This is a genomic window from Pristimantibacillus sp. Z349TD_6 (genome assembly GCF_056173205.1).
In genome coordinates this window covers 6716083-6737942 of sequence record NZ_CM149662.1, presented here as the reverse complement: position 1 = coordinate 6737942, position 21860 = coordinate 6716083, and the positions used below count along the sequence as shown (strand labels likewise).

Below are 21860 nucleotides of genomic sequence, written 5' to 3'. Positions count from 1 at the left end.
TAACATAGGTTTTGTTCTGCAAAACCGACTGGGAGTGAAATAAGTGCAAGAAACGTATGATGATATCAAACAAGGCGAAAAAGGTGCATGGCTGAGCATTGGCGCTTATATTTTCTTGTCCGCAATAAAGTTACTTATAGGTTACCTCACTGGCTCGGAAGCCTTATCAGCTGATGGTCTGAACAACTCAACCGATATTATTGCTTCTATAGCCGTGTTAATCGGGCTTAAAATATCACGGAAACCACCGGACAAAAACCATCGGTATGGTCATTATAGAGCTGAAACGGTAGCTGCCCTAATCGCTTCTTTTATAATGTTCGCTGTTGGTATACAAGTATTGTATCAGACGGTTATGAAGTTCAGAGCTCCAACAATTGAATCACCAGATATTATAGCAGCTTGGACTGCCCTATTTTGTGCCATAGCCATTTATTTCGTTTACCTTTACAACATTCGTTTAGCAAAAAAGATAAATAGTCACGCAATGATGGCGGCCGCACAAGATAATCGTTCGGATGCTCTTGTAAGCATGGGCGCTTTTGTTGGCATCATCGGTTCACAATTTGGCTTGCCATGGCTTGACCCAGTCACAGCCCTAATTGTAGGCATCATTATTTGTAAAACAGCATGGGATATTTTTCGTGATTGTTCGCATGCGCTTACTGACGGTTTTGATCATGAAGAACTTCAAACCATTAAACAAACCGTTTCCGATACCCCAGGCGTAGAGAAAATAATTGATATAAAAGCTCGTATTCACGGGAATAACAAACTGGTAGACGTAACGATTGCCGTAGACCATCAGCTAAATGTAGGCGAAAGCCATGACATTTCAGAACAAATTGAGAAACGTATTGCTGAATTGCACAGCATTTCCTACGTACACATTCACATAGAGCCCTTTTTGGTGAGTAGTTAAGTACACAGAGTAAGTTTAAGAGTAACAGCTGTGCGTTGATATGAAAAGTGGAGAATAAAGATTTTTTCAAGTTGATATAATATAGTAAGATCATCATCAGAAAGGAATTGAACATGGCAGTAATAACTTTATGCGGTTCTACAAAATTCAAAGATCAATTTGAAAAAGCAAACGCGTTTCTTACACTTCAAGGCAATATTGTTATTAGCGTTGCTTTTTTTGAACAAAGTGATGGTCTTAAAATTACAGAAGAACAAGCAGAGTTACTAGGGCAGCTGCATTTTAGAAAAATAGATATTTCTGATGAAATATTCGTAATTGATGTGGATGGATATATAGGCAACAGTACAAAAAAAGAGATTCAATATGCTGAAGAAAAAGGTAAGGCAATCCGTTACTTTTCCGATGGCGAGATTCCCTCAAATATATTCAGCTAACGGATAACTATGGTGGAAGAGTTGCAGATGTGCAGTCCTCAAAAAAGCCCGCCCGATTTTATGTTCGGGCGGGCTTTGCACATCCAATGATTGTTTAGGCAGTTGGTCCAGCAGTGGTGATCATCCACATTACGCCGTATTTGTCTTCGATGTGTCCGAACAATGTGCCCCAAAATGCCGGCTCTAACGGGCATTTTATGTTACCGCCTACAGCTAGCTTATCGAAGGCTTCGCGGGCTTCAGCCTCTGCTTCATACTCGAGACACAGATGTATGGCGTTCCCGCGAATGATTGGTTCAAATACAGAATCGGACATTAAAAAGTGAATTCCTCCAGCCATCAGACTCAAGTTAACAACTTTTTCCTTGAGTTCTTCCTTTGCATCAGGAAGCTGTCCATGCGTCATAACGGACAGGATCTCACCACCGAGCGCATGAGTATAGAACTCAGCTTGAGCTTTTGCGTCCTCCGACATAATATAAGTTGTGTGTTTTGCCATCTTATAACATCCTCTCATCCCATAGTTTGAATTATTATTGTAGATAACCGATGAACTCAGCCTCTAATTAGACAACGAATGAGAAATTAGAATATCGACAGCTTCCAAAAAAAATTTAGCATTATTTTATCAAGCTGGCAGGCAGCGAATTTCCAGTAATGATAAAATGAAGTTGCAGCTCGGGAAAGTATTTATTAACTTCTGATCTTTGGCTGCCTAATAAGTTAATTAAAAAATGGGTACAATGCTGGCTTTAAGAGTAATTGTAGCTTAATGAGGTGTTTGGATTGGTTACTGTTAAAACCGAGGTTCTTATAAATGCTCCAATACATCATTGTTTTGATCTAGCGAGGAATATAGACGTACATACTCAAACGGTCTGGAAACATACGAAGGAGAGGGCCATAGCAGGAACGATTGAAGGCATGATTAATAAAGGAGAAACCGTGACCTTTCGGGCTACTCATTTTCTAATCAGACAAAAACTCACCTCGAAAATTACGGAATATGAAAGACCCTATCTTTTTGTAGACGAAATGAGCAAGGGGGCATTTAAAAGTTTAAGACATGAGCATATATTTGAGGAACATGATGGAATGACATTAATGAAAGACATATTGGTTTTTGAAGCTCCGTTTGGAATAATTGGATGGATCACAGAAAGATTGATACTAAAAAGGTACATGAAAAGTTTTTTGGAGCATCGAAATAATCAATTAAAGAGTAGGGCAGAAGAGCTAGTCACTAACCTTGATTGACCTCGTTTAAACGCTTTGTTCTGGCAAGCTTCTCTTAACAATCAAGCAAGATGATAGAAACCATATATGAATAGGTACTACAAAAAGTTGGTACTCGTTTCAAGAAAAGGTTTTTATTAGAATTGATCTGTAAGGAAGCAGATGATTGCTGGATTACGAGCTGGGAGGCATCAAGATGTCATTTTTAGCACTGATTGTATTGTTAATCATAGGAGTAATCATGTTAGTGGTCGGATTTGCAGCTAAAAAGAATTGGCTTAAGCTGTTATCCATTATCCCGCTAGCCATTTCTACGTGGCATTTTTCAAATTTGTTTTTGATAGGTTATGGTTGAAAATTGTGAGCATATCTCTAGCATTATTTCCAGCTCTTAAAATATAATCATTTGATCCAAGAGGAGGCAGCCATTGTGTTAGGAGGGTGTGAACTAAATGAAGGAAAAGGTTGTCACAGCGTACGACAAACTTGCAAAAGACTACGAAAAGCATGTGGATACGGAGAGTGGGCACAACGCTTATTATGAGCGGCCAGCAATGATGAAACTTATGCCTGACGATATGAATCAGATTACAGTTCTTGATGCTGGCTGTGCTGCAGGTTGGTATTCGGAGCAATTTTTAAAGCGCGGTGCTCAAGTAACGGCTATTGATTTGAGTCCTGCTATGGTAGAAGCATGCAAAAGACGAGTTGGTTATGAGGCAGAAGTATTCGCTTGTGATTTAACGGAGCCCCTCCCATTTAAAAACGAAACTTTCAACCTTATAGTAAGCTCATTAACCCTGCACTATATCGATGATTGGGCCCCAACCTTGCAAGAATTCCATCGCATATTGAAACCGGGTGGAGAAGTTGTTTTCTCCGTGCATCATCCATTTATGGACTTTAAACATTTTGAAAGACCTGATTATTTCGCTCACGAGCTGCTTATGGAAACCTGGAACAAGAAAGAATCTGGCCCTGTGGAGGTTACATTTTATAGGAGGCCTCTTCAAGAGATTCTGAATGTCACATCTGACCAATTTATCATTGATCAAATCATCGAGCCGCAGCCGGATTTAGCTTTTAAAGATCAACCAGATGCTATGGATTGGTATAAGCGTTGGTATGATCGTCTTTCGACTAATCCTCATTTTCTCATTGTGAAGGCACGGAAATAGAAAGATAGAATTCTTAATTAGGATATGGGGGATATGATGCAGACATTAATCGATGAGCTAATACACTATTATTTTATTCATCCGAGCTATGAAATCGAGTCCGTTCCTTTTGGTTTAACAAACCTCACGAAGATTGTTAAAATCAATGATCGAAAATATGTAGTCCGCATCTACGATCGCTATACGAAAAATGTTCAAAGCATGGAAATGGAATCGAAAATAACTTCGTTTTTAAGTGGCAGTAATCTTACTTTTCAAGTGCCTGTATTTCTTCGGGCGCTCAATGGGGAGGAATACATACAATTAACAGACGGTACTTTAGGTGCGGTCGTATCATTTATTGAAGGCCGTGTACCAGAAATAGTAGAAGCACAACAAGCCTTGAAGTTTGGACAGGTAGTTGGAGAAATCTCTTCAACACTGAGCAAATATGAAACTGATCTGCTAGATCACCATGGAAAAGCTTTCTCAGATCTTTATGATCTTCATCCACTGGCCCAGCGTAATGATATAACTTCTTTTATTGAAAATCCGCCATTTTACATTTCTGAATCCCACCTGAACTTCTATAAAGATACGATTTTGTCCGTTGAGATGTCTATTCACCAGCTAAAAAGTTTACCAAGGCAGCTCGTTCATCATGATTTGCTCATATTCAACCTATTGTCCCAAAACAACTACATATGTGGCGTATTGGATTTTGATTTCACTTCGATTGATGCTGGTTTTATGGAATTTGTCATCAGCCTTAATCATATTTTGCAAATATCGAATGGATCTATGGAACTGACTGAAGCTTATATCAAGGGCTATGCCGTTTATCGCAAGGCAACTATTCAAGAAATTAATCATTTGCAGCTCATGACGCAGATTTATCATATTGCAGTTCTCCATATTTATATAGGCCAGCATTACTCAGGTAAACCGATTGAAGCTAACTTCAACTATATACTCCATCAATTTCAAACACGAAATAACTGGTTGAACGAGCATCGTGAGGCCTTGCAAGCACTACTTGAATTTTATCTGGTTTGAGAAATTCTGGGCTCAAGCACCGATTGATATACAAAAAGTACGTATCGTTAGCCCCATTTATTAATCAAGGTGCGATTGATGAATGCGCGAAAAAAGCTTTTGAGAAAGAAGGCTTAAAAGCACTGGTGTCAATCGCACCTTTCATCAGTAGAGGTATATTGAATGATTGCACTGAAAGCAGTGCAATAGCGAAAAACTGAAGGATGGACGTAGAGTCAGTCTTCCGTCGATAGCTTTAAAGAACGTTTGGAAATCCGCTGCAATTCGGGTTCCTTTTTCTTATGCTTAAACGGCAGACGATGCAATGTTTGGCTTGTTATATATGTATAATATAAGAAAGACAAGCAGGATGTTAGAAGGGAGTATTTCATTGACTCTACAACAATTAAAATACGTAATTGAGGTCGCCAATCGAGGCTCCATTAATGAGGCAGCCAAGCGGTTGTTTATTTCTCAGCCTAGTCTTTCCAATGCCATTAAGGATTTGGAAGAGGAAATGCAGCTAGAGATTTTCGAGAGATCTAATAAAGGAATTTCACTTTCTAAGGAAGGTGTTGAGTTTTTAAGTTATGCAAGGCAGGTCGTTGAGCAGGCGGAATTGTTGGAAAGCCGTTACCTAAATGCCAAACCTTCGCCGCAGCATTTTTCGGTTTCTACTCAGCATTATGCTTTTGCAGTGAATGCATTTGTCAGTTTGGTTCGCGAGTATGGTCAGGAAGAATATGAATTAACATTACGTGAGACTAAAACCTACGAAATTATTGAAGATGTTAAAAGCCTGCGCAGCGAGATTGGAATCTTGTATCTTAACGAGTTCAATGGGAAGGTCATCAATAAGCTGCTCAAAACGGCGAATTTGCAGTTTATTAGCTTATTTACAGCTAAGCCTCATATTTTCATCAGCATTAATAATCCGTTAGCCAATCAATCCATCGTGACCATAGACCAGCTTCAAAATTATCCTTATTTGTCCTTTGACCAAGGCGAATACAATTCATTTCATTTTTCAGAAGAAATTTTAAGTACGATGACTCATAAAAAAAGCATCCGTGTAAATGATCGGGCGACGCTGTTCAATCTGTTGATCGGATTAAATGGATATACAATATCAACTGGCGTTCTAAGCGCTGATTTAAATGGCAATGAGATTATTCCTGTGCCGCTCGATTGCGAGGAGACGATAAATGTAGGTTGGATTTCACAGCGAAATGCTTCCTTATCCAAGCTCGGATCGGCCTATATTGAGGCGCTCAAACAAGCGATTGGCAAATAAAAGTGCGGGTATAGCTTAAGGCTATGACTAGATATAGTTTAATCCAGTTACTCTATAACAGTGAATACGTGTTATCTTTCTTGTAACAATTTGTATAGGAGTGTTACGAGATGGTGAAAAGCAGTGTTTTGGGATATCCACGTATTGGTGCGGATCGGGAATGGAAGAAGGCGCTAGAAGCGTTCTGGGCAGGCAAGCTTGAAGAATCAGAGTTCCATGGCAAGCTTCAAGAAATCCGTTTGAATCATTTGCGCAAGCAACAGGAGAAAGGCATCGACCTTATCTCGGTCAATGATTTCAGCTATTACGATCACATTCTTGATACAGCAACGATGTTCGGGATCATTCCGAAGCGCTTCACATATGAAGGCGGTTCAGTACCACTGTCGGTTTATTATGGCATTGCCCGCGGAACGAAGGATGCAACGGCAAGCGAAATGACCAAGTGGTTTAACACCAACTATCACTACATCGTACCTGAACTGGACGGAGCAGCACCTGTACTTACAGAGAATAAGCCGCTTATCGCATATTTGGAAGCTAAAGAAAAGCTCGGTATCGAGGGTAAACCTGTTATTGTTGGCCCATTAACCTTCTTGAAGCTGTCAAAAGGATATAGTCAATCAGAGACGGATGCTTGGCTGGATCGATTGCTGCCGCTTTATGTGCAGATCCTGCAAGAGCTTGAAAAAGAAGGCGTTCAGTGGGTACAAATAGATGAACCAATTCTTGTAACAAAACTTAGCGATGCTGATCGCAGTCGCCTAAAAAATATTTATACCACGCTTGCTGCATCGGTAACTAATCTAAACATCATGCTGCAAACGTATTTCGAATCCGTAGAATACTATACTGACATCGTTGCGTTGCCGGTCAAAGGAATTGGGCTTGACTTCGTACACGGTTTGTCCGCAAACTTGTCATCCATTAAGCAATTTGGCTTCCCTCAGGACAAGGTTCTAGGTGCAGGAGTCATTGATGGCCGCGGCATCTGGAAAGCATCACTTCGCGATAAATTGGCATTGTTGAAAGAGTTGGCTGAAGTCGTAACGGCTGAACAGCTAATTGTACAGTCATCTTGCAGCCTGCTTCATGTTCCAGTCACAGTGCAAAAGGAGACTAAGCTATTGCCTGAACTAAAGGGTGCTCTAGCATTTGCGGATGAGAAGCTGGATGAGATTGTTCTTCTTGCGAAAGCAGTTACTTCGGAAGATGCTTTCATTACTGCCGAGCTTGAGAAATGTGATGCTGCTCTAGAGGCGCTTAAGCAATCAAGCGAGCGCAATCGCAGCAGCATTCAGCAAGCCGTAGCCGCTATTAGCGAGCAGAATCCAACACGCAATCTGCCATTTTCTGAGCGTCATATTGCCCAACAGAAAAAATGGCAATTGCCGATTTTCCCAACGACGACAATTGGCAGCTTCCCGCAATCCGCAGAGGTGCGCAAAGCCCGTCAACAATGGCGCAAGGGTGATTGGAACAATGAACAATACGCTAACTTCATCCGTGAGCAAATCGATATCTGGATTAAGCTTCAGGAAGAAATCGGACTGGATGTACTTGTGCATGGCGAATTTGAACGGACAGATATGGTTGAGTTTTTCGGTGAGAAGCTTGCGGGCTTTGCGTTCACTCAGTTCGGTTGGGTACAGTCGTATGGCTCCCGCTGCGTGAAGCCTCCAATTATTTTTGGAGATGTAGCGTTTGAAGAAGCAATGACTGTAGAGGAAACGAAGTATGCTCAGTCGAAGACTGAACGTCCAGTTAAAGGAATGCTTACGGGACCGATCACGATCATGAACTGGTCGTTCGTCCGTGATGACATTACGCGTGAGCAAATCGCTTACCAGCTTGCCTATGCGCTTAGACAAGAGGTAGAAGCGCTTGAGCAAGCGGGCATTGGGATGATTCAGGTTGATGAGCCTGCGGTTCGCGAAGGTCTGCCGCTTAAGGAAGAAGACCAAGCCAACTATTTAGCTTGGGCTGTCAAAGCTTTCCGCGTGACTACATGTACGGTTCAAGATACGACGCAAATTCACACACATATGTGTTATTGCGAGTTCCATGACATGATTGATTCCATTGAAGCGATGGATGCAGATGTTATCTCCATCGAGACTTCACGCAGTCATGGTGAATTGATTCATAGCTTTGAGCTGAATACTTACAAGCTGGGTATAGGTTTAGGCGTATACGACATCCACAGCCCGCGTATTCCGCGAGTGGAGGAAATGACGAGTATGATCGAACGCGCTTTGCGTGTGCTTGATCCGAAGTTGTTCTGGATTAACCCAGACTGCGGACTTAAAACACGTGGACTCGAAGAAACCGTTGATTCCTTGCGCAACATGGTTGAAGCGACACAGATCGCTCGTGCGAAACATTCTTTGCAGGTGTAAGCTAGGTTAATAATAGGGTAGGGCTGTCCTGAAAGTAGATTTATCTACTTTTGGAACAGCCCTATTTTAATTGTGCCAAATCAACATGCTATATTCCAAATTATACATTTTCGTTGCCACACAAGGTAACTATACTTTTGATGCTTGTACGGCCTCTGATAGGAGAGGTCATTGTGATCTTAGATCTTGGGCTAGACTATGGCTAACGAACCCAACAGGTCTTATTTGAATCATTCGGAACGGTTTAAAATTATAACGAACTCCAGAATCGTTATTTCGCGAAAAACTACTTATAGCACCCTGTAAATCATGGAATAGCGTGAATAAGGTTCGTTAAATTTAAAAAGATGCAGTTTTTTGCGTAATAAGCATGATACTGTTCGTTAGAAAAGTGATCTTGGCATGCTGTCTGTGGACTGATGATTGAATCGGAAAGTGTAATCGGGCAAGTGCGGCTCAGATTCGATTTTGTTTTATAAATAAACTAGAATTAGGCTGATTTCCTAATTATGATACTATAAACGAAACGAAACGAAACGAAACGAAACGAAACGAAACGAAACGAATTGATTTTAAAAGGAATGAATATCATGGATAAGCTTCATACCGCCATAAGTTTAAGAGAAGCAGGGAAACTGGAAGAAGCCAAGACATTGCTAATAGATTTAGTCAAAGAAGAGCAGCAAAATTCTTCGATATGGTATCAATTAGCTTGGGTTCATGATGCTATGGGACTCGAAAGGGAAGCCGTCCCTTCTTATGAAAAATCATTGGAACTAGGATTAGTAGGTAAAGAAAGAGAAGGGGCATTGTTAGGCCTAGGGAGTACATATCGTACTTTAGGCATGTATGATGAATCAAAACGTATATTTGAAGTAGCAATAAAAGAGTTTCCAGAACGTAGAGAGTTTCAGGTGTTTTATGCGATGGTTCAATACAACTTGAAGGCTTACGACAAGGCAATGGAAATTTTATTGAAGCAATTAGCTGAAACGAGCGCTGATGAGGGAGTTCAGTCGTACAAGAGAGCTATCTTTTTTTATTCAGACAAATTGGATCAGGTATGGAATTAAGCCAGCCTGCTATTGTCCAACTATACGGCGACAGACTAGCACGTCATGATGACGTCCTAGTCTATCGCCGTTTTTATTTAGATGATTCGAAACAAATAACGTTTTGTATCGTCTAACAATTAGTGTAAATTTTACCATCAAAATTGTTCGCGTTGATTTGCAGGAGGGGGAGCAATACGAATGAAACAAAATGGATTGAAATTAATAATGAGAATGGGGCGCGTCTTTCTGGCTGGATGTCTGATGTTGCAGTTGCTTGTTGGCGTCGCGTCAGCCAATACGGCGGAGAAGCTGGCATCTGGCGGCAGCGTTAACGCAAGCAGCAAGGTCGATCGTTCGCTGGCCTTCACAACAGACATGCAGGATGCATTAAAGGAAGCGGAGCAATTGCTATATGATCAGAAGCCCTTTTCGGATTGGGCGGCAATCGGATTTGCAAAGAACGGCCGAGCAGTTCCAAAAGGCTTCCTGCAGGAGAAAGCAGATGTCATATTTAACAATGGCGGAAGATTTGATACGTATATAGATATGACAAGAACGGTGATCGCTTATGCTGCTGCTGGCGGCAGCAACATTAACAATATCGCTGGTCTTGATTTTTTCTCAGCCGTTTTGAATAATCCTGACCTTGAGAAGAAGGGGATATATGAACTCGTACCCGCTTATGTCGTGGCGAAGAGTTCCAGTCCCTACTCTCCTAATTCAAACCCTTTCTGGTATCCTGATGCGTTTTCTCATATCATCACAAATCAGCAGTTGAAAGATGGAAGCTGGTCCGAGTCCATTAATGGGAAAGGTAGTGCTATGGCAACGGCTGTAGCTTTGACAGGATTGTCACTCATTTCGAGAACGCAAGATCGGGAGCTGACGGAGTCAGAGCAGAAAGCGCTGGAGTGGCTGCGCATGCAGCAATCAGTCGACGGCGGTTTCGAATTCAGCACAGCGGCAACAGCACAGGTTATCATTGCACTGTCATCGCAACGAATGGACGCTGCTGCGTTCGCGCAGCAGGGAGGCGTTCAGCCGCTCGATTTTCTGATGTCTCGTCGATTGGATGAAGGTGGATTCTCGGAGCGCAGCGATGGCGTTTTGGATATGACGGCGACGCTCCACGCTTATTTGGCGTTGACCGCTTATAAGCTGTATGTGAACGGCAAAGAACGGCTGATCGATGACTTGAATTTGGCTGCGGGCAGCGCGATTATTCAGATCGAGGGGCCTACCGGTACCATCGCACAAGGACGCGTTCCAAGTGGCGGTAAAGCGGTAGATAGAGCTCTTGCTTTCCTTAAGCAAGAAGGAATTGCCTATGAGACGAAGACAACTTCTTCCGGGGAGAAGGCAATCACCTCGATTAAAGGCATCGACGCCCTGCAATACGGCGGAAAGAATGGATGGAAGTTCGCTGAGTACAGTAGATATGGCAGTTGGATGTTCCCAGAAAATGCTAGCAGCGGGAATGTTCTTAGTGATAGAAGTCGATTGCTGCTTTATTATGGTTCGGATACAACCGAGGTTATCGACTTAGTCGTTGTTAATGGCTCAAATGTAAATGGCCAACTAGCAGAGGGACGGCCTTCAGCAAATTCTCCTTTCGAGCTGTTCGTTAAGAAAGCGAATCGTAAATCGGGTCAACTGCCGGCGCCGAATATAACGGTGACAGTCGGTGGGAAGACGATGGTGACCGATGCGAAAGGGAAAGTGGCTTTTGCGGGAATGCCATCCGGTGTGCATGTTGTCACTCTTACCGGGTATCGGAAGGATGCTGCGCCTGCTGTGGCCAAAAATCTTTACTATTTATCGGTCTCTGCTCCTCCGTTGGCTGACTTTAAGGATGCTAATCAAGTTGCAGGCTGGGCAAGAGAAAATATGGCACATGCACTTTATGAAGGTTACATCCAGGGAGTAAGCGTGAAGGATAATGTACTGGCTCCGAAAAAGACGTTGTCTCGCGCTGAGTTCGCAGCCATGCTGCTCCGCTTGGTACACAGCGCTACGGATCAGCCTGCTGGCAAATCTCCCTTCAATGATGTTCCAGCGGGCAAATGGTACAGCGACGAAATCGCCAGAGCTGCAAAGCTCGGCATTACTGACCGTACGTCCGGGCGTTTCGAGCCAGAGCGTACGATTACCCGCGAAGAGGCAGCGATGATGACCGCAAATGCTGGTCGTTTAGCAGCCTTCGGCAGTGAGGGTCGAATGGCGTTCAACGATATTAAGGGTCTATCCGCGACGAGTCTCCACGCTATCCAAGCTGTCAACGAGTATAAGGTGATGGTCGGCAGCGACGGCAAGTTCAATCCGCGGCAGACGCTGGTCCGAGAGCAAGCGGCGGCGATCCTTTTGAGGCTGCAGAAGCTGCTATATCCCGAGAAGTACTTAGATTGATCATGCTGCACTCTGCTCAATGACTATGCATTCATTTTCCTATTCGAAGTCTGCTATTCATAGTATTTGACCAGTCAAACCACCCACAAACGCTTGCTCAGGTTCAAAGAGGAGAAGCGAAGGAGGAAATGGTGTTATAATCAATCTATATAAAACGAATTGCCTTGCAAAGAAATGGGAACCATCTAGGTGATAAATGGTATTTATGACTTTTTCCATTAGATGACCATGCAATAACGAAGATAAACGACACAAGAATATAGGAGATACGATGACTGAGGAAACAGCATTAGATAATATAGGTTGGAACTTTGACAACAGTTATGCACGGCTGCCGGACTCGTTTTTCACAAAAATGAGCCCGCCGCCTGTGCACTCTCCGCAGTTGAATATTATGAATGAATCGCTCGCAAAATCACTAGGTTTAAATGTTAAATCGCTTCTAAGCCAGGACGGTGCTGCTATGCTTTCTGGCAACGAGATTCCCGAAGGCACTTTGCCGCTTGCTCAAGCTTATGCTGGGCATCAATTTGGACATTTTAACAGATTAGGGGATGGCCGTGCGCTATTGCTGGGTGAACAAATTACGCCCACAGGTGAGAGGTTTGATATTCAGTTTAAAGGTTCTGGCAGAACGCCATACTCCCGTGGAGGCGACGGCCGGGCGTCACTTGGACCGATGCTTCGCGAATATATTATAAGTGAGGCTATGCACGCGCTTGGTATTGCTACCACTCGCAGCCTCGCCGTTGTCACAACTGGCGAGCCTGTATACCGCGAGACGGAGCTACCGGGTGCAATTCTGACCCGCGTGGCTTCCAGCCATCTGCGCGTTGGCACTTTTCAATATGTTGCCCAGTGGGGTACGGCTGAAGAACTCAGACAACTTGCTGATTACACTTTGCAAAGGCATTACCCAGAGGTTGGCGAAGCTGAGAATCGCTATCTTCGCCTGCTGCAAGAAGTGATTAAGCGTCAGGCAGGGCTAATCGCCAAATGGCAGCTCGTTGGTTTTATCCACGGTGTGATGAATACAGACAATATGTCGATTAGCGGAGAGACCATTGATTATGGGCCTTGCGCCTTTATGGATGCCTATGATCCCGAAACGGTATTCAGCTCCATTGACGTTCATGGCCGTTATGCCTATGGCAACCAACCGCGTATCGCCGCGTGGAATCTCGCTAGATTTGCTGAGGCGCTTTTGCCGCTGCTGCATGACAACGAAGAACAAGCTATAAAACTGGCAGAGGATGCGTTATCTGGATTTGCAGAGCTGTACCATCAGAGCTGGCTTAATGGAATGAGAGCGAAGCTTGGAATTTTTAACGAGGAGCTTGAGGACGAGGCTCTAATTACAGATTTGCTTCGCATGATGCAGGAGCATGGTGCGGATTACACCAATACCTTCCGCTCGTTCACAATAGATAAACCTGAAGACACAGCTATTTTTAGTACCGAGGGATTTGCACCATGGTATGAGCTGTGGCAAGCGAGACTTGGCAGGCAGCCGGAATCCAAAGCGGCATCTTATCAGTTGATGGGCGCAAGCAACCCTGCGGTAATCCCGCGCAACCTTCGAGTAGAAGAAGCGCTAGAAGCCGCAGTGAAGCAAGGCGACAACCGTGTGATGGAGCAGCTTCTGAGTGTTCTTTCGAGCCCATACGATCACTCCCGCGAACGGTCTGATCATTACACGCTCCCTGGGGTATCAACTCGTCCATACCAAACCTTTTGCGGTACCTGATATAAAAAAGCGGCAGCTCACCTCAATGGTCAGCTGCTTTTGTCTGTGCTGTGCTGTTTTTATCATTCAACACGATTTATAGTATAATGATTACTATTATATGGACGCATAACAGGGAAAGAGGGAACGAATGCCTACTATACTGGTTGCTGATGATGATGCGAACATTCGCGAACTCGTTTGTTTATTTCTACGCAATGACGGATTCGAAACTGCTGAAGCGGGAGACGGCAAGGAAGCGCTGGCTGTCTATGCACAGACACATATAGATCTTGTCGTACTCGATATTATGATGCCGATTATGGATGGTTGGACGTTGTGCAAGGAGCTCCGAAGAAGCAATCCCGATCTTCCGTTACTTATGCTGACTGCAAGAGGCGAGACATGGGAGAAAGTGAAAGGCTTCCAACTCGGGACGGATGATTATTTGACGAAACCATTTGATCCATTGGAGCTGACGGCTCGTGTTGGGGCACTTCTGAAAAGATACCGGATTGGCTCAACGCAGACGATTCGGCTTGGCAGCATCATTCTTGACCGGCAAACCTATAAAGTGATGAGAGGAATGGAATCACTTGCGTTGCCGCTCAAGGAGTTTGAACTCCTTTATAAGCTCGCTGGAACACCTGGACAAATCTATACGCGGGAGCAGCTGATCGATCAAATTTGGGGGATCGACTATGCAGGCGACGATCGAACGATAGACGTACATGTTAAACGATTGCGCGAACGATTCGCGACGACTACCGATTTTCATATCGAGACGGTGCGCGGGCTTGGCTACCGGCTTGAGGTGCACGAATGATCAAATCTTTATATACACGAGTCGTCCTCATATTTCTAGTCTCCGTGATCGGGGGCACGATCATTGCTTTTTTTGTGGCAACTTGGGCATTTCAAGAGAAATTGAGTGAAAACTCGCAAATTTTGATGAGTAATTTTGGACAGGATATTACCCGAATTTATGAGGCCATCCCCTCACGTGAAGCGGACAAACTCGTAAGTGGAATGAGGCAGCTCAATTCCTATCATGTTCGCATTTACGAAACGACGGATCGGTTCCAGTCCTTCGGAGCGCTGCACGGACATAAGCCTGCTGCAATAGCCAAGGAACAAGTAATAAAGGTACTGGCTGGAGAAAGAGTTCAGGTTCGTATGAAGGGGGTGACTGTTACTTTCATAGGATTGCCGCTCAATACAGACATGGGAATAAAAGCGATGTTTGTGGAAGCACTCTCCCCTCCATCTGCCTCTACTATACTCAGATGGGGATTATCTTTTGTCGCTTACGCGTTGATTACTGGAAGCTTATTTATTCTAATTGCCTCCATATTTCTAATAAGTCCAATCAAGAAGCTAACAAGAGCGACTAGGCGGATAGCATCTGGCGATTTCAACGTCAAGCTGAATATTAAACAAACGGGCGAGCTGGGAACGCTGGCTCGAAGCTTCGAAGAAATGATGCATGACCTGCAGCAGTTGGAGCAGATGCGCAGAGAATTCGTAACGAATGTCTCGCACGAGGTTCAGTCTCCGCTCACGTCGATATCCGGCTATGCTATAGCGCTCAAGCAAGCAAATCTTGCGGATACCGATCGTAATCGCTACCTGGATATTATTATTGCTGAAGCGAAGCGGATGTCCAAAATGAGTGATAGCCTGCTAAAGCTGAGTTTGCTTGAATCTCAGTCACAACAGATGCGGCTGACCGCATTTAGACTTGATGAACAAATAAGACGAATTATCGTCGCGATTCAGCCGCAGTGGTCGACTTGCAATATTCATTTCGACCTCCATTTGCCCACTGTTATTTTTTCAGCTGATCATGATTTGTTAAATCAGGTATGGATTAATATAATCGGCAATAGCATCAAATTTTCGCAGGATGGCGGCATCATTAAAGTGAGTATCAAACAAGATATCAAAAACGTGACCGTCCGAATATCCGACAGCGGCATAGGTATTGCACTAGAGGATCAGAAGCGTATCTTCGAGCGCTTTTTTAAGGCGGATCGCTCCCATAGCCGTAAATATGAAGGCAGCGGCATGGGACTTGCCATCGTTAAACAGATCGTATCGCTTCATCAAGGTGACATCCAAGTGGAAAGTGAGCCTGGCCGAGGAACGACCTTCATTGTCACCCTGCCAATCATTACTCCGACAGAATAATTCGATTCATATTGTATTAGTCGACATCGCTCGTTTACTTTATGCTGCAGCAGCCTGTGCAAACTCATTGCATGTGTTGCCGCAGCATTTTTTTTGCTGTTCATATTCAGTTCATATTGCCGTCACGCGGAGTACATCTTCGTCGTATAAGCTTTCTTTAGCGGCCAATTAAGAGTGCCCAACACAGAGAAAATGACAGGAGAAGATGAGAGTGAACATACGTGAGGCAAAGAAAATGGATTTGAATTCAGGTAAAAAACCAGCCAGTAAAATGAAAAAAATATTGTTCATTTTACTTAAAGTATTAGCAGTAATAGTTATAGCAATCGTCCTTTTTGTAGCTACAGTATTTGTTGTGAATAAGATCAACAGCAAATCAGAGGAAGGTAAAATTAAACCCTATGGTCAGTCTGTAAAGGTAGACGGGAAAAATATGAATGTTCTGATTCAGGGACAAGGCGAAGAAACAATCGTGCTCCTGCCTGGTCAAGGAACTGCGACACCAGCGCTTGATTTTAAGCCGTTAATTGATGAGCTGTCGCCATTTTACAAAGTTGTCGTGGTTGAGCCTTTTGGTTATGGATTAAGTGATAGAACCAACAAAGAAAGAACGACAGATAATATTGTAAGTGAAATTCATGAAGCGCTGCAGAGCCTTAATATTGACCGTTTTATTTTAATGGGTCACTCCATTACAGGCATTTACGGACTCGATTATGTGAACAAATATCCAAACGAAGTGAGTGCATTTGTTGGGATCGATACGAGTGTTCCAACGCAAGGCGGTATGGATAAAAAATTACCATTAGGAACTTTTAAACTGCTCAAGCAATCAGGTTTCGGCAGATTGATGACGAGTTTTGGTGAGGATCCGTTTGCTGGGATGCCATATGATGATGAAACAAAAAAACAAATGAAGATGCTGCAAAACAAAAACATGTTTAATAGCACCAGCATAAATGAATTGGAAAATCTTTATCCCAATTTTGTTGCAGCTCGAAGCTTATCATTCCCAAAAGAGCTTCCCCTTATTTTCTTTATACAAGCGAATAACACAGGCGTAAAAGGTTGGATACCGCTGCATGAAGAGCAAATAAAAGATTCTGTTCATGGTAAAGTGATGACATTTGAAGGTGGTCATTATTTGCACCATACCAAGTCAAAAGAAATCGCTGAGAACTTCCGGGCATTTATGGAGCAAGTAAAACAAGACAAATAGACGATCATTTAGAAGCAGATGCTGATCAAGAAGATAGTAGGCTAAATAAAAAGCGGCAGTCTCGGACGTTAGTAATTCGTCCAGGCTGCCGCTTTTATTTTAGATTATAAACGGATTTTAAAAGATTTTTTCGTAAGCGGATATAGCCACTTTACGCCGCTTGGCGTGAGCGTGTCCGCTACGAGATGAGATAAATAACCGAGCATAGCCACGATCGCGATCCCTTCGATTTGGAGCTGATTTTCCAGTCCAAGGCCGATATATCCCCAAATCGGAACGGCCCATATTGTATGCGTCATACCGCGGTGCTTCAGCCAAGGCACCCAAGCAGAAAACAGTCCGAAGCCGATAAGCCAGTTCATTTGGTAGTAGTAGCCTGCGTACATAACCGCACAGCCAACCGCGCTGGCAAGCACATTTCGGATAACGCCTTGTTTAGCAACAAGACCCAGCAGGAAGATAGCGGCTGCGACGCCTATGTACACCGGTGATGGAGACTGATCTGTGAAAAAATAATAGGCAACGATTCCGGCTAGCAGGCACCCGGACCAAAGCGTAAGCTCACGAATGAGCTTCGATAGCTTGCTGAGCTTGGTGCTGAGCATGCTTGGTCCGTCAAGATCAGCGCTTAGCGCTGAAAATCCGGCTACAGCAATGTACAAAGCGGCGTGCTCGATCGTAAAGGGATAATAAACAGAAGCGGCTGCACCAACAGCTGCTCCGATGGCAAGATGGGTCTTTCCTGTCATAATTCCTCCTGTGACTGACTATGCGTGGCATGAAATATGGCAGTCTATTATAGTTGTTCTTTGTTAACTTGCTCGTTTCGAACCATTTGCTCCAGCTTCTCTACCAGCCGATCATGCGCCGGGTCTTTTTTGCCAAAGCCAAATAAACGTTTCCGATTTTGCTGCTTCAGCAGCTGAAGCAAATAAAGCTTTTCTTTTAGAGTAAACATGATGATATTGAACCTCCTTCTGCTTAGGCATGCCAGCTGAGGTTATTCTCTAGCCTCTGCGATAGACGCTAGGCGTCATGCCGGTGCACCTTTTGAACAATGCGTTAAAAGAATGAATATCGCGATAGCCAACCATTTCGGCAATGGTACTGATTTTTAGCTGAGAGCCGCGAAGCAGCTCTTGGCTTTTTTGAATACGCAAATTTTGCAAATAACGATGAAAGCTTTGTTTCGTATACTGCTGAAAGAGCCGCTGCAGATGACGCTCGCTCCAGCCGCTATTCTCGGCCAGCTTCGCTAGGGTCAGCTCCTGCTGGAAACGCTGATCAAGATCATGTAACAGCTTTATAAATTCCAGCTGCTGCGGTGCACGAGCCGTAACTTCCGGATCGCTAGCAACAGAGCGCTGCAGAGTAATGAGCAGCTGGAGCAGCAGCGTATGCAAGTAATCGGACGAGCCGCTCTGAGTCAGTTCAAATTCTCTATGCAAGGATAGAAACAGCTTCTCAAACTGACTATTTGTATCCAAACAAGAATAATAGGGAAAATTGCCGCTTTCCATATCATTAATAAACTGCGCGCTGCGATAATCGGAAGCGAATGCACTAAGCTTATGCAGCAGCAATGGAGAAAAGACGCAGTTGAATACGCTTAATGGGTTGCGGGCTTGGTCGGAGGAAATGGGCCTGAACACATGAGAAATGCCGATAGGGATGAAAAATACCTGACCTTTCCGCACCTTATGCACCTGATCTCCGATATGGTGATAGCCGGCTCCTTCTGCAATATATACGCATTCGAGAAAATCGTGATCATGATAGGGGCTCATGATGCTTTCACTTGCACGATTAACGTAAAGCAGCTGGTTGTTCTGAAAAAAGTACTCTCCACGGTATGTTTCTACGGGATGGTTCATCGTGAGCTCTCCCTGCGCAAGTTCTACATTTTGTGAAAATGTCCTGTTTGCCGCATGATATTGTCCGTTTTACCCAACATTTTTCAAGCATGCTTTTTTATAATTATAGTGTAAAGCGTTGTGGCAAGGAAGGCGAACACGCAAAAAAAGGGCGCCAACTCTATAATAAGCTCGGACAAACAATTAATAGTTATCAATGATCTTAAGGAGGATTATAGGATGTTTGAAATTAGTGCGGTATATTGTGAATATCAGCAAAACCCAATTGGAATCGGAGTGAGAAAACCTCGTTTAGGATGGAAATTGCTTTCAGATGAGCGGGCGGTCAAGCAAACGGCTTACGAGATTGAGATTGCGGCAGAACCAGACTTTGCATCGATCCTATGGCAGTCAGGGCGCGTGAACAGCGAGCAGTCCACGCATGTTGAGCTGAACTCTTTTGTCGCTGAATCGTGTAAGCGTTATTATTATCGTGTTCGGGCTTGGAATCAAAATGGAGATGCAACCGCATGGTCTGCTGAAGCTTTCTGGGAAATGGGACTGCTTAGTCCAGACGAGTGGCTTGGCGACTGGATCGCTGCACCGCTTGCGATGCTACCAATTGAGGCGGAGCCTAGCCCGCTAATGAGGAGAAGCTTTGAGCTTACAGGCAAAGTGAAGGAAGCGCGGGTTTATGCGACTGCCCTCGGCATATATGAGCTAGAGCTAAATGGACAGCGAGTTGGCGACAGTTATTTTGCGCCGGGCTGGACGAGTTACAATCATACGCTGCAAACCCAAACTTATGATGTGACTGATCTGCTGAAATTAGGCGGGAATGCAATTGGCGCTTCCCTTGGAAACGGCTGGTACAAAGGGAACTTGGCGTGGGGCAATCAGCGCTGCGTGTACGGCGATCGTTTGGCGCTGCTGCTGCAAATGCACATCGTTTACGAGGATGGACGTGAAGAGGTTATTGTATCCGATACGAAGTGGAAGGCCGGGGTCAGTCCAGTTCAGTTCTCGGAAATTTATCATGGCGAAACGTATGATGCACGCCTGGAACAAGAGGGCTGGAGTACAGCCGCTTATGACGACAATACGAAAGAGTGGCAGACGGTTGAAGTGGTTCAGCATGAGAAGCGTATGCTTAGGCCGCAGGTGAATGAGCCTGTTCGCAAGCAGGAGAGGTTAAAGCCAGTTGCTCTGATTACGACACCCAAAGGGGAAACCGTGCTTGATTTTGGCCAAAACATGGTTGGCTGGGTGCAGTTTGCCATAAAGGGAAAAGCGGGCTCCGAAGTAGCGCTGCTGCATGCAGAGGTGCTTGATCAGGAAGGCAATTTCTACACTGAAAACCTGCGTGCGGCAAAACAAATGATTCGATATGTGCTGAAGGGCGGAGAGTCCGAAACATATGAGCCGCGCTTTACGTTTCAAGGCTTTCGATATGTGCAGCTGATTGGCTTCCCTGAAACGGAGAGCATTAAGCTTGATGATTTTACAGGTGTTGTGCTGCATTCGGATATGGAGGAAACCGGTGAGTTTCAATGCTCTGAACCGCTCGTCAATCAGCTTCAGCATAATATCAAATGGGGCCTGAAGGGGAATTTCCTTGACGTACCGACCGACTGCCCACAGCGGGATGAACGTCTAGGCTGGACTGGCGATGCGCAAATGTTCATTCAAACGGCATCTTACTTATCTAACGTCGCTCCTTTTTTCACGAAGTGGCTGCGTGATGTAGAAGCGGATCAAGCAGAAGACGGCGGCGTTCCGTTCGTGGTTCCTCACGTGCTGGGCGAGAATGACATGTCCTCAGCAGCATGGGGAGATGCGGCAGTGATTTGCCCTTGGACGTTATATATTTGTTACGGAGACAAACGAATATTAGAAGAGCAATATGACAGCATGCAGGCGTGGGTATCGTATATTCAGCGCCAAGGCGAAAATGAGTTTTTATGGAATACAGGTTTTCACTTCGGGGATTGGCTTGGACTTGATGCCAAGTCGGGCGATTATGTAGGGGCAACGGATCGGGATTTTATCGCGACGGCCTTTTATGCCTATTCGGTATCCATCGTTCAGAAGACGGCAGCAGTGCTCAACGAGGCTGCTGATGCGAAGAGATACTCGGAACTGTATGACAATATTGTAGCCGCGCTTAGAGAAGAATTTGTAACAGGTGCTGGACGGCTGGCTGTTCCGACGCAAACGGCTCAGGTGTTAGCCTTGATGTTTGGACTCTTGGATGAAGCAGCAGAGAAACGCGCTATAGCCAAGCTGACAGAGCTAATTGAGCAAAGCAAAGACCATCTGACAACAGGTTTTGTCGGTACTCCTTACTTGAACCATGTGCTTAGTGCATTCGGTAAAAACGACGTGGCATATAGGCTGCTACTTCAGCAAACCTATCCATCCTGGCTGTACCCTGTGACCAAAGGCGCTACGACGATTTGGGAGCATTGGGACGGTATCAAGGAGGACGGAAGCTTCTGGAGCAAGGATATGAACTCATTTAACCATTATGCTTACGGAGCGATTGGCGATTGGATGTACCGGACGGTAGCGGGCATTCAAACGGTGGAAGATGCTCCTGGCTATAAACGAATCATCATCGCACCGCTTCCGGGCGAAGGGCTGACGTGGGCGGAAGGGAAGCTTGAGACGGTATATGGCTCAGTTAGCTCAAAATGGTCCAAATCGGAAGAGGGGCACTTCAAGCTTGATGTGACAATTCCTTCGAATACCACTGCGGAAATTCGTTTGCCAGGTGCGGAATCGGGAACGAAGGTAACGGAGAGCGGCGGGTTGCTTGCCGAGAGTGCGGGAATAACATCAGCAGCTGAGACCGAGGCAGGCGTTACGATACAAGCAGGGTCTGGCAGCTATCGATTTGCTTGGTAGATCTGTGCAAGCTGCAAGCAGGTA

19 protein-coding genes are annotated in these 21860 nt (G+C 44.5%); 15 read left to right on the top strand and 4 right to left on the bottom strand.

Going from position 1 to position 21860, the window contains the following annotated elements:
- The first annotated feature begins 43 nt into the window (after nucleotides 1–43).
- Together AC0VYE_RS29175 and AC0VYE_RS29170 are read left to right on the top strand one after the other, a co-directional pair.
- Entirely contained in the window at nucleotides 44–922 is an 879-nt protein-coding gene (locus tag AC0VYE_RS29175; protein ID WP_475444193.1) for a cation diffusion facilitator family transporter, read from the top strand.
- Nucleotides 923–1035: 113 nt separating this feature from the next.
- Nucleotides 1036–1359: a hypothetical protein gene (locus AC0VYE_RS29170; protein ID WP_475444191.1), complete on the top strand. Its 324-nt coding sequence runs from the start codon at nucleotides 1036–1038 to the stop codon at nucleotides 1357–1359.
- 94 nt (nucleotides 1360–1453) lie between these two features.
- Here the strand turns inward: AC0VYE_RS29170 and AC0VYE_RS29165 are convergent, their stop codons facing one another.
- Complete coding sequence (locus tag AC0VYE_RS29165; protein ID WP_475444189.1) at nucleotides 1454–1858, bottom strand: VOC family protein; 405 nt, start codon at nucleotides 1856–1858, stop codon at nucleotides 1454–1456.
- 287 nt (nucleotides 1859–2145) lie between these two features.
- Here AC0VYE_RS29165 and AC0VYE_RS29160 point away from each other — a divergent pair, with 287 nt between their 5' ends.
- The 12 genes from AC0VYE_RS29160 (at nucleotide 2146) to AC0VYE_RS29105 (ending at nucleotide 17076) form a co-directional block, all read left to right on the top strand.
- Nucleotides 2146–2616: an SRPBCC family protein gene (locus AC0VYE_RS29160; RefSeq protein WP_475444187.1), complete on the top strand. Its 471-nt coding sequence runs from the start codon at nucleotides 2146–2148 to the stop codon at nucleotides 2614–2616.
- A gap of 175 nt (nucleotides 2617–2791) precedes the next feature.
- Nucleotides 2792–2950, top strand: a complete 159-nt coding sequence (locus AC0VYE_RS29155; protein WP_179089773.1) for a hypothetical protein — start codon at nucleotides 2792–2794, stop codon at nucleotides 2948–2950.
- Between the two features lie 97 nt (nucleotides 2951–3047).
- A complete protein-coding gene (locus AC0VYE_RS29150) occupies nucleotides 3048–3773 on the top strand; it encodes a class I SAM-dependent methyltransferase (protein WP_475444185.1) in 726 nt (241 codons plus the stop codon).
- Between the two features lie 33 nt (nucleotides 3774–3806).
- Nucleotides 3807–4808 carry a phosphotransferase gene (locus AC0VYE_RS29145; protein WP_475444183.1) on the top strand — a complete coding sequence of 334 codons (1002 nt, stop codon included), beginning with the start codon at nucleotides 3807–3809 and terminating at the stop codon, nucleotides 4806–4808.
- A 370-nt stretch (nucleotides 4809–5178) separates the two neighbouring features.
- Nucleotides 5179–6081: a LysR family transcriptional regulator gene (locus AC0VYE_RS29140; RefSeq protein WP_076267414.1), complete on the top strand. Its 903-nt coding sequence runs from the start codon at nucleotides 5179–5181 to the stop codon at nucleotides 6079–6081.
- A 110-nt stretch (nucleotides 6082–6191) separates the two neighbouring features.
- A complete protein-coding gene (gene metE, locus AC0VYE_RS29135) occupies nucleotides 6192–8480 on the top strand; it encodes a 5-methyltetrahydropteroyltriglutamate--homocysteine S-methyltransferase (RefSeq protein WP_475444181.1) in 2289 nt (762 codons plus the stop codon).
- A 590-nt stretch (nucleotides 8481–9070) separates the two neighbouring features.
- Nucleotides 9071–9553, top strand: coding sequence for a tetratricopeptide repeat protein (locus AC0VYE_RS29130; RefSeq protein WP_475444179.1), 483 nt, complete (start codon nucleotides 9071–9073; stop codon nucleotides 9551–9553).
- Nucleotides 9554–9733: 180 nt separating this feature from the next.
- Nucleotides 9734–11941: an S-layer homology domain-containing protein gene (locus AC0VYE_RS29125; protein ID WP_475444177.1), complete on the top strand. Its 2208-nt coding sequence runs from the start codon at nucleotides 9734–9736 to the stop codon at nucleotides 11939–11941.
- A 271-nt stretch (nucleotides 11942–12212) separates the two neighbouring features.
- Nucleotides 12213–13688, top strand: coding sequence for a protein adenylyltransferase SelO (locus AC0VYE_RS29120; RefSeq protein WP_475444175.1), 1476 nt, complete (start codon nucleotides 12213–12215; stop codon nucleotides 13686–13688).
- A 130-nt stretch (nucleotides 13689–13818) separates the two neighbouring features.
- Nucleotides 13819–14493 (top strand): response regulator transcription factor, encoded by a 675-nt coding sequence (locus tag AC0VYE_RS29115; protein ID WP_475444173.1) that lies wholly within the window; start codon nucleotides 13819–13821, stop codon nucleotides 14491–14493.
- Nucleotides 14490–15857, top strand: coding sequence for a sensor histidine kinase (locus tag AC0VYE_RS29110; RefSeq protein WP_475444171.1), 1368 nt, complete (start codon nucleotides 14490–14492; stop codon nucleotides 15855–15857). The genes AC0VYE_RS29115 and AC0VYE_RS29110 overlap by 4 nt, the downstream gene beginning before the upstream one ends.
- A 235-nt stretch (nucleotides 15858–16092) precedes the next feature.
- Complete coding sequence (locus AC0VYE_RS29105) at nucleotides 16093–17076, top strand: alpha/beta hydrolase (protein ID WP_076267413.1); 984 nt, start codon at nucleotides 16093–16095, stop codon at nucleotides 17074–17076.
- Between the two features lie 104 nt (nucleotides 17077–17180).
- Here the strand turns inward: AC0VYE_RS29105 and AC0VYE_RS29100 are convergent, their stop codons facing one another.
- From AC0VYE_RS29100 to AC0VYE_RS29090, 3 genes are read right to left on the bottom strand one after another with little or no spacing between them, the layout of a single operon-like run.
- Nucleotides 17181–17825, bottom strand: coding sequence for a metal-dependent hydrolase (locus AC0VYE_RS29100; protein ID WP_076267236.1), 645 nt, complete (start codon nucleotides 17823–17825; stop codon nucleotides 17181–17183).
- Nucleotides 17826–17872: 47 nt separating this feature from the next.
- Nucleotides 17873–18034 carry a hypothetical protein gene (locus AC0VYE_RS29095; protein WP_339204950.1) on the bottom strand — a complete coding sequence of 54 codons (162 nt, stop codon included), beginning with the start codon at nucleotides 18032–18034 and terminating at the stop codon, nucleotides 17873–17875.
- A gap of 49 nt (nucleotides 18035–18083) precedes the next feature.
- Nucleotides 18084–18950: a helix-turn-helix domain-containing protein gene (locus tag AC0VYE_RS29090; RefSeq protein WP_475444169.1), complete on the bottom strand. Its 867-nt coding sequence runs from the start codon at nucleotides 18948–18950 to the stop codon at nucleotides 18084–18086.
- A 219-nt stretch (nucleotides 18951–19169) separates the two neighbouring features.
- Between AC0VYE_RS29090 and AC0VYE_RS29085 the strand changes: the two genes are divergently transcribed.
- Entirely contained in the window at nucleotides 19170–21836 is a 2667-nt protein-coding gene (locus AC0VYE_RS29085; RefSeq protein WP_475444167.1) for a family 78 glycoside hydrolase catalytic domain, read from the top strand.
- The last annotated feature ends 24 nt before the right edge of the window (nucleotides 21837–21860 follow it).